Source organism: Mycobacterium simiae, assembly GCF_008370645.1.
GTDB classification, from domain to species: Bacteria; Actinomycetota; Actinomycetes; order Mycobacteriales; family Mycobacteriaceae; genus Mycobacterium; species Mycobacterium simiae_A.
In genome coordinates this window covers 1-376 of record NZ_VTZN01000569.1, presented here as the reverse complement: position 1 = coordinate 376, position 376 = coordinate 1, and the positions used below count along the sequence as shown (strand labels likewise).

General features: G+C 67.0%; 1 protein-coding gene. It reads left to right on the top strand.

Translation table 11 applies throughout. The features are described 5' to 3' along the window. Positions 1-376, top strand: a 376-nt coding sequence (locus F0Q45_RS26925) for a CurL C-terminal domain-containing protein (RefSeq protein WP_444875271.1), incomplete at both ends; no start/stop codon positions are given.

Sequence of the window (376 nt, the reverse complement as noted above, 5' to 3'; positions counted from 1 at the left end):
GTGGAGCAGGCCCCGGTGGTGGCAGGTGTTGAGCGCGGGGGTGGTTGGCCGGCGGGGGTGCCGGTGCCGTGGGTGATTTCGGCGAAGTCGCCTGCAGCCCTGATGGTTCAGGCGCAGCGGTTGGCGGAGTTTGTGGCTGCTGATGACGGGCTGGAGCCTGTGGATGTGGGGTTGTCGTTGGCGGGGCGGTCGGTCTTTGAGTATCGGGCGGTGGTGGTGGGTAAGGACCGCACCGAGTTGTTGGCCGGTCTCCACGACGCGGCCGCTGGTGAGCCAGGTGTGGGTGTGGTAGCTGGACGGAGCCGGTCTTTAGACAAGACGGTGATGGTATTTCCCGGGCAGGGGGCCCAATGGGTGGGCATGGGCCGCGAGTTGT